Raw genomic sequence first — 5,182 nt, 5'->3', positions numbered from 1 at the left:
TAGTGACACGCCACCTCAGCGTGCTCACAGGCATTTCCGCAGATCAACCCGCATTTTCGTGCCCTAGTCGGCACCACTAACTGTGGAACTCAGGTGTCAGCGAGATGAAGCCTGGGCCGCAGCCAGCAGCTTCTGGATGCCGCTGTCATCGTCACCGGCACGCTGCTGCGGTCCCTGGCACATGCGATGTCCTCGGGTTGAGCGGGACACCATCATGGCCGGACTGCGGGCCTGGTCAAAAGGGCGGTTCCTGCTCGTGGGGTGCGTCCGTGCCGGCAGGTGGGGCGGGCCGGGTCGGGCTCGCGGTGGCCCATGGATCGTCGGGGGCGGTGGCCGGGGGCGGCGCGGCGCGGGGGGTGCGGGTGATGGCCACGGTCGCGAACGTCATGGATGCTGCGACCTCGTCGGCGTCCATCACCATCTTCGAGCGTTTCTCGCCCTCGGGGGTCTCCCAGCGTTCGGTGCGCAGCCTGCCCGCGACCACCAGCCGGGCTCCTTTGCGGGCCGAGGCGGCGAGGTTCTCTGCCAGCTGCCGCCAGGCGGTGCAGTCCAGGAACGTCGGCTCACCGTCCTTCCACGCGTCAGCCTCCCGGTCGAATGTCCGGGGGGTGGAGGCGATCGTGAACCGGACCATCGGGACGCCGTTGGGGGTGAACCGCAGCTCGGGGTCTTCCACCAGATTCCCGATCACCGTCAGCGGAATATCGTTGCGCATGCCCCAACCCTTGCACACCCTACTGACACGTAGGGGCTGCGGCCGTCGCCACCGATGCGGAAGGCGGGCAGGGGGCCGGGATGTTGGCCCCCTGTTGTCCCCTACGATCGGTGGGGTGAAGAGCACGACTGCCCTGAAGAACTGGCTTGCCGGGCGCACTCCCGAGCAGCTGGCCGCGTTGTTGGAGCTGAGGGGGCTGCCGCAGGCCGCCGGATACGGGCAGGGCCTGCGCACCCTGGACCAGCTCGCCGACCACTTGCTGTCCGGTGTGTCCGTCGGTCGCGCTCTCGAATCGCTGCATGCTGGTGATCTGGGGCTGCTGGCCGCGATCGCCCAGCTCGCCGATGCCGAGCACGGCCCGGTTGCGCGGCAGAGCGTGCCCGCCCAGTCCTGGATGCCCAGACAGGATGCCGTCCTCGATCCGGAGGGCCGTGCCGTCGAGCGCGTCGTGGTCCTGGACAAGCTCGCGCCCGACACCACGGTGCGGGCCGCTGTCGGGGAAGCGCTGGAGCGTCTGGCTGAGCAGGCGCTGGTCCTGCCCCCTCACACGGGCAAGATCATTATTCCCGCGCTGCTGCACCACGGCTCGGCAGCCCTTCAGGGTTACGGCCGCCCCGTCGATGTGCTGCTCACCGACGCCTTCAACGCCCCCGAGGTGCATGCGATCGCCGAACGGCTGGGCCTGGGCAAGGGCAGCACGCGTGACGCCTCCCAGCACAAGATCGTCGCTTTCCTTAAGGACGCGGGCAACGTGCAGCAACTGGCCGCCCAGGCCCCGCCTGCCGCCCGTGACCTGCTCGACAAGCTGGTGCCCGGGCCGCCATTGCTGCGCACCCACTGTTTCGTGACGCGCTATGGCTCCTACTCCGGCCCGAACAGCAAGTTCACGATGCGCCCCGAGGGGTCCGGCGATCCGGGAACCGACTGGCTGGCCGAGCGCGGCATGGTCCTGCCCGCGGGCCACGACCTCGCCGAACTCCCCTACGAGATCGCCCACGCCCTGCGCGACGAAACCACTCCCGCTGTGGACCTGGCGCCGCCGGCCCTCACCCGTACCGTGCCGGTCCCCGCCGGCGCCGACGGCCAGGCCCAGGCAGCGGCCGCCTCCGCCGCGTGGCACGCCGAACTCGTCCTGCGCACCGTGGCCGCCCAGCCGCCCGGAATCCGCAAAGCGGGCGGCCTCACCGTCCGCGACACCAAACGCATCGCCAAGGACGCCTCCATCAGCGAGGAACAGGCCCGCCTGTGGCTCGACCTCGCCGCCAACGCCGACCTCCTGCGCCCCCACCACGAACCGGCCACCCTGCCCGCACCGCGGGGCCGGCGACGCAGCCGCACACCAGCACCCCAGCCACCAGCACGCCTCCTGCCCACCCCCCACTACGACACCTGGATCACCCAAACCCCCGCCCGCCGCCTTCTGCCCCTGCTGGCCACCTGGGCCGTGGTACCCGAGATCTTCACCTACTGGCCCGCCGACAACGACCAAAGCCCCGTCGCACTGGTCCACCCCACCGACCCCCTGGCCACCATCCTGCGCCGGGGCGTCCTCGACGCACTCGCCACCCTCCCCACCGGGCATGCCGTGGCTCCCGGAGCACTCGACGAACTCCTCACCTGCGCCGCCTGGTTCCACCCCGCACTCACCGAACTCCTGGACACCGAGGACCTCCGTGCACGCGCGAAGGCCACCCTTGCCGAGGCCGAACTCCTCGGCATCACCGCGCACGGCACCCTCACCCCCACCGGCCACGCCCTGCACGCCCTGCTGCGCGCCGGAGCCGAACGCTATTTCCCGGCCGTTCCCGGCGCAGGCCCCGACCTGACCGGCCACCCCTCACTCGCCGACGCCACCACCCAGTTGGAGGCAGCCCTCAATGCGGTGCTGCCCGCCCCGCGCACCACCGCCCGTTTCCAGGCCGACCTGACCGCCACCGTCACCGGCGCCCCCACCCCCGACCTCAGCGACCTCCTGACCACCGTCGCCGACCGCGAATCCGAAGGACACGCCATCGTCTGGCGCATCACCCCCACCTCACTGCGCCGCGCCTTCGACACCGGCCTGGACGCCGACACCCTGCTCGAACGCCTGACCGCGGTCAGCGAAGGCGGCACCGCACTGCCCCAGCCACTGGCCTACACCGTCAAGGACGTCGCCCGCACCCACGGCCGCCTGCGCGTCGTCCGTTCGGCCTGCTGCATCCGCAGCGACGACGAACACCTCATTACCGAAGTCGCCGCCACCCGCTCCCTCACCAAACTCGGCCTGCGTAAGATCGCCCCCACCGTACTGATCAGCACCGCACCGCCCAACGACACACTCACCGCACTGCGCACCGCCGGATACACCCCGGTACTGGAAGCCGAAACGGGCACGACCGTCCTGGAACGAACCCCCACCGAACGCGCCGAGTCCCAGATGCCCCCTCTGGCCCAGGCTCATCCCCATTACGGCTCGGGACCGGCCACCGCCTCCGCCCTCGCCGCAGCACTCCTGCGCACCTCCACCGCGACCGCCAAGCCGGCCGCCACAAAGAGCAAGGTTTCCTGAAGGCTGTCCGGCCCCGTCCGCCCGTACAGGCGGGGCAGCCGCGATACGGCCGGAAGGAACAGCAAGGCGATCTTGGACTGCCCCGGATCACCGCGTGTGTGACTGCCGACGGGCTTCACGGTGTCGCAAAGGCATTGCGCAGGGTGGGCATGTGATGGCCGGGGCCTGGCGGGTCACGCTGGGCACGGTGGCAACGCAGAGGGCGTCTTCCGGCGCCCTCTGCCTCGTCACTCCTGGCGCGTAGGCGGTACTGGGCGCGCCCGGTGGCGTGATGACGTCCCATCAATTGCTGTCGCCGCCGGGCCTTTCCAGGTCTGCCTTCGCGTCCGCACCGCCCCATAGTCCGAAGGGGCCGGCGTCTTGGGGGCCTGCTGCGCCGAGTAGGACGCTGCTCTTGGTGTGGTGTGGCAGCAGGGGGATCACGACGCTCTCCCCGTGCGCGTCGCGCCGCCACGCGAGCGGAAGACCACCCCGGCATCAGCCAGGAGCTGGTGCACGCCGCCGTAGGAGCGGGTGCTCTCCTCGGCCAGCGCCCGGATCGAGGCACCTGCCTCGTACTTCGCTTTCAGCTCGGCGGCGACACGGTCGCGCTCGGGGCCCGGTATCAGCTTGCGGGCCGGAGATTTGCGGGACATCAGCGGTTCCTCCTCGGGTAGTACACGACGAACGTCCCCATGATCGCCTATGGGGGCGGCAGAGGGGTGTTAGGAGCCCGGAGGCCGCCTGCTTGTCTCGGCTCAACACCCTTGCGTCAGCTGGCCGATACCGTGAGTGGCGATCACCTGACGGTCAAGGAGAAGGGAGCGTCGGTGACCATCACGGACCCGGCCCAGTGGCAGGACCTGTTCACTCAAGACGTCGACGGGCAGCCGGTGCAGTTCGTGCGGCCCGCGGACACCGACCGCCCGGTGTGGGCGGCATACGAGGACGGAACGTACCTGGGGACGGTGAGCGCGGAGCCGAACGGCAGTCGGCCACTGTGGCACGTGCAGAGCACCCGCGAGGCCCAGCATTGCTTGGACGACGCGGTCCGCGCCCTGCGCCGGCCGGCGTCCTGGCCCCGCGAGCGCGAGGAGGCTTCCCGCTGGGCTCGCCGCCTGCTCTCCGATAAGACACTGACCGCTCTCGACGTGGAGACGACGGGCCTGCAGAACGCGTTCGCGGTGCAGATCGCCGTCGTCGGGCGCGACGGCTCGGTGCTCCTCGACGCGTACGTGCAGCCGGACGCCGTCATCGAGCCGGACGCTGTCGCGGTGCACGGGATCACCCCGGAGCGGCTCGCATCGGCTGCGGCCTTCGGCCGGCTGCTGCCTGCCCTGACCGAGGTGTTGCACGGGCGGACCGTGGTCGCGTACAACATGGACTTCGACCGCACCGTCCTTGAACGCGAACTCGTCCGCCACTACGACGCTCCCGCGGAGGCCGGCCAGTGGCTGGCCCGCTGCCGGTGGGAGGACGCGATGGTGCCCTACGCGGTGTGGCGGGGGCTGTGGTCGGTCAAGCGCGGCGCCTACCGCAATCAGCCGCTCGGCGGCCCGCACGACGCGGTCGCCGACTGCAAGCTCCTGCTTGCCAAGCTCGAACAGATGGCCGCCACGGTTCCCGCTCCCCGCTGGTGATCAACCGGGACTGGCGTCTCCCGGAAAACCGTCAGGCCTCAACCCCCATCCCTCTGTGACAGCGTGGCCAGAAGGCCCGATACGCGCTCGGTCGGGCCCAGGGCCAAGCGGCGAGCCTAAGGGGCGGATTGCGCCTGCCGACGGCACTCCTCTGCCAGATACGGGTACGCGCGGGCTGATGAGGTGGTCGGCCAGGTCCAGGATCGCGCCGCTGGTCGCGACGGTGTTGAAAACCCGCTGCACGCGCTTGCCGGGCTTGTCCTCGTGCGGCACCCGCACGCAGACCATGCCCGACGC

4 protein-coding genes are annotated in these 5,182 nt (G+C 70.6%); 2 read left to right on the top strand and 2 right to left on the bottom strand.

The window, feature by feature from the left end:
• Window positions 1-235 precede the first annotated feature (235 nt).
• A complete protein-coding gene (ssb, locus tag ABZT03_RS42935) occupies window positions 236-715 on the bottom strand; it encodes a single-stranded DNA-binding protein (protein ID WP_356049588.1) in 480 nt (159 codons plus the stop codon).
• Window positions 716-830: 115 nt separating this feature from the next.
• On the opposite strand from ssb, the gene ABZT03_RS42930 reads away from it, so the two are divergent.
• Window positions 831-3,266 (top strand): helicase-associated domain-containing protein, encoded by a 2,436-nt coding sequence (locus ABZT03_RS42930; protein WP_356049586.1) that lies wholly within the window; start codon window positions 831-833, stop codon window positions 3,264-3,266.
• Between the two features lie 419 nt (window positions 3,267-3,685).
• Here the strand turns inward: ABZT03_RS42930 and ABZT03_RS42925 are convergent, their stop codons facing one another.
• A complete protein-coding gene (locus ABZT03_RS42925) occupies window positions 3,686-3,901 on the bottom strand; it encodes a helix-turn-helix domain-containing protein (protein WP_356049584.1) in 216 nt (71 codons plus the stop codon).
• A gap of 174 nt (window positions 3,902-4,075) precedes the next feature.
• Between ABZT03_RS42925 and ABZT03_RS42920 the strand changes: the two genes are divergently transcribed.
• Window positions 4,076-4,885, top strand: coding sequence for a 3'-5' exonuclease (locus ABZT03_RS42920; protein WP_356049582.1), 810 nt, complete (start codon window positions 4,076-4,078; stop codon window positions 4,883-4,885).
• The last annotated feature ends 297 nt before the right edge of the window (window positions 4,886-5,182 follow it).

Source organism: Streptomyces sp. NPDC005574, from assembly GCF_040605435.1.
GTDB lineage: Bacteria > Actinomycetota > Actinomycetes > Streptomycetales > Streptomycetaceae > Streptomyces.
This window is presented reverse-complemented; position numbering and strand designations above follow the sequence as displayed.

Excerpts from the sequence above, each read along its gene's own strand:
- ssb (WP_356049588.1), bottom strand. The coding sequence starts at position 715 with ATGCGCAACGATATTCCGCTGACGGTGATCGGGAATCTGGTGGAAGAC.
- ABZT03_RS42925 (WP_356049584.1), bottom strand. The coding sequence starts at position 3,901 with ATGTCCCGCAAATCTCCGGCCCGCAAGCTGATACCGGGCCCCGAGCGC.